Genomic DNA, 2,903 nt, shown 5'->3' with positions numbered 1-2,903 from the left:
ATATTAATTCATAAAAACCAAGTAATTCAAAGTTAATTAGTCATTGGTCACTAGATTTTGGTACATATCTCGTCCATTGTGGGCGGAAAAACTTTGTCTTTCATCGGACTAATTTAAACCATGTTAAAGAGTGCGTGTGGTATGTCGGAGGATGTTTTAAACGTCCTCTGCGAAAAATTATCGCGGCAAATTTGTTTCACCTGACATCTTGCACTATTTTTAATAACTCTATTTTCGTAGCTTGACGATTATTGATCACAAAATCGTGATTTTTTAGTGATAAATATGTTTTTCATCAAAAAAAGTTGTTGATAAATTTAAATTAATCAATATATAACCTGACGTTAATACTTAGTACTTAAGTTAAAAAAAACATGATTATTTTAGTCTGCGCAAGCAATATCAGCCAGTCTTGATTTGTTATTCGCTGCTATTTATTGGCTGTTAAAAATGTATCAAATCTCAAGAAACATCTAAGTAATTTCTGTAAATATCTAGAGCTGTTCTTTACGAAATTACTCATGTTATTGAGAGATGAACTGAATAGCAATCTCGTAAGCCTTAAAACGGAGAACAAAGAATGAAAGGACGCTTTCACCCTAAAAACAATTTGACCCTCAACCCATCCGGTAACGAGTCAATTCGTGATGTGATTGACCGCGTTAGTTTGAGTCGGCGGCGGTTCATCATGACGGCTGTGGGTACATCAGTGCTAACTGTTCTGGGTGATGTTTCCATCGGTGGCTTTCTTCAAAGTGTTGATGCAGCGCCAATTCCCAAGGGAACTGGATTTGCTGGCATAGGCTTCAAGAGCATTCCACCGAATCTACTCAACCCAGCTACAGGACTTCTGGAAAAGGATCTTGTTAGTGTTCCTGAAGGTTACACAGCTAAAGTGCTGATTGCTTGGGGAGATCCGATCGCACCTGGTGGCCCAACTTGGCTAGCAGATGCCTCCCAAGATGCTGCTGCTCAAGAAAAGCAGTTTGGTATGCACAATGATGGGATGCACTACTTCCCTTTACAGCCAGGGAATGTTGTTGGTCGGACAGTAAGTTCACAAGCAAGATCATTAAGAGGCTTTTTAAATCAACCCATCAATACTGGTCTGCTGTGCGTCAACCATGAGTACACCCAAGAATCAATTTTGCATCCCGATGGTTTGGATGTAGTCACAATTGCCAAGGTACGGAAGTCTCAGGCTGCTCATGGCGTGTCTGTTGTAGAAATTTCCAAAAACGGCAATGAGTGGAGTTTTAATCGTAATTCGTCTTATGGTCGCCGCATTACCGGCAACACCGAAATGCGAGTATCGGGGCCTGCGGCTGGCGATGCATTGTTAAAGTCGAAAAAGTTTAACATTACGCCAACTGGCTCTGTTGATACCGGCACACTCAACGATGGCTACACCGCTTATGGTACTCTCAACAACTGCGCCAACGGCTACACTCCTTGGGGTACTTACTTGACCTGTGAGGAGAACTGGAACGGCTACTTTGCTAATCCCACAGGAGATGTAGTTGCAATTCCAGGCATCGAAAAGTCTGATATCCTGGCAGGACAGAATCGATACGGTGTACCTAGACAGTCTAGCTATCGCTGGCCGGAAGTTGATCCACGCTTCGATGCCAGCACCAACCCACTCGAACCCCATTTATTCGGCTGGGTGGTTGAGATTGATCCCTACAATCCTCAAAGCAAGCCAGTCAAGCGTACTGCTCTTGGTCGGTTCAAGCACGAGAGCGCTCAGGTTGTTGTTGATGACAATAACCGTGTTGCTTTCTATCAGGGTGATGACGAGCGCAACGAATATATCTACAAGTTCGTTTGTGCCCAACCTTTAAATCCCGGAAATCCTGCTGCTAACCGCGATTTGCTCGACAACGGTGTTCTGTACGTTGCCAAATTCAATGACAACGGTACTGGCAAGTGGATTCCTTTGGTCTACGGTCAGAATGGTTTGACACCAGAAAATGGTTTCAGAAGCCAAGCTGAAGTACTCGTTAAGACAAGACAAGCTGGCGATCGAGTCGGCGCAACCATGATGGATCGCCCAGAGTGGGTAGCTGTACGCCCTCGGATTGGTGGATATAAAGAGATTGAAGTCTACTGCACGCTGACTAATAATACTCGTCGTGGCACAACTCCAGTTTCCTCCAACCAGCCAGACGGCACAACAGCAGCAGGCGGTGCGCGTCCTCCCGTAAATGCTTCCAACCCACGTCCTGACAACCGTTACGGTCACATCATTCGCTGGCGCGAAGATGGACGCAGCGTTACGGCTACAACTTTCAAATGGGATATCTTCTTTGAAGCTGGCGACAAAACCAGACCTGAACCAAATCTTCAGGGCAATATTAAAGGTGACGACTTAAGTTCACCAGATGGTCTATGGTTTGACGACTTTGGCCGCCTCTGGGTTCAGACTGACCACGCAGGTGATGGTATCGGTGATTTAGTAAACATCGGTAGCAACACTATGTCATGTGCTGACCCCAATACCAAACAAGTTAGGCGCTTCTTAACCAGCCCTACGGATTGTGAAGTAACTGGTATTACTAGTACACCCGATGGCAAAGCGATGTTTATCAACATCCAACACCCAGGCGATCGCGGGGATGCCTCGAATCCCACGATCGCCAGCAATTGGCCTAATAGTCAAGGGTATGGCCCATCTGGTCGTCCACGTTCATCAGTGGTAGTAATTACCCGTAATGACGGTGGCGTTATTGGTGGTCTATAAAGACTAATAAGAACGGATTCATTTAGCAAAGTATCTTAAATAGTTTTAAATCACCTTAATTCTTGACTCTAAACACGGGCAAGGATTAAGGTGATTTACTTACAGGGAATGTATTCCAAGAGGGCTGCTTCCTCTCAGTCAACGTCATTGGTAGGCCGAG

At 44.9% G+C, this 2,903-nt stretch carries 1 protein-coding gene; it reads left to right on the top strand.

Annotated features, from left to right (window positions below; translation table 11 throughout):
- Window positions 1-580 precede the first annotated feature (580 nt).
- Window positions 581-2,743, top strand: coding sequence for a PhoX family protein (locus RRG12_RS42495; protein WP_420758984.1), 2,163 nt, complete (start codon window positions 581-583; stop codon window positions 2,741-2,743).
- The last annotated feature ends 160 nt before the right edge of the window (window positions 2,744-2,903 follow it).

Source organism: Nostoc sp. CALU 546 (assembly GCF_048836525.1).
This window is presented reverse-complemented; position numbering and strand designations above follow the sequence as displayed.

Excerpts from the sequence above, each read along its gene's own strand:
- RRG12_RS42495 (WP_420758984.1), top strand. The coding sequence starts at position 581 with ATGAAAGGACGCTTTCACCCTAAAAACAATTTGACCCTCAACCCATCC.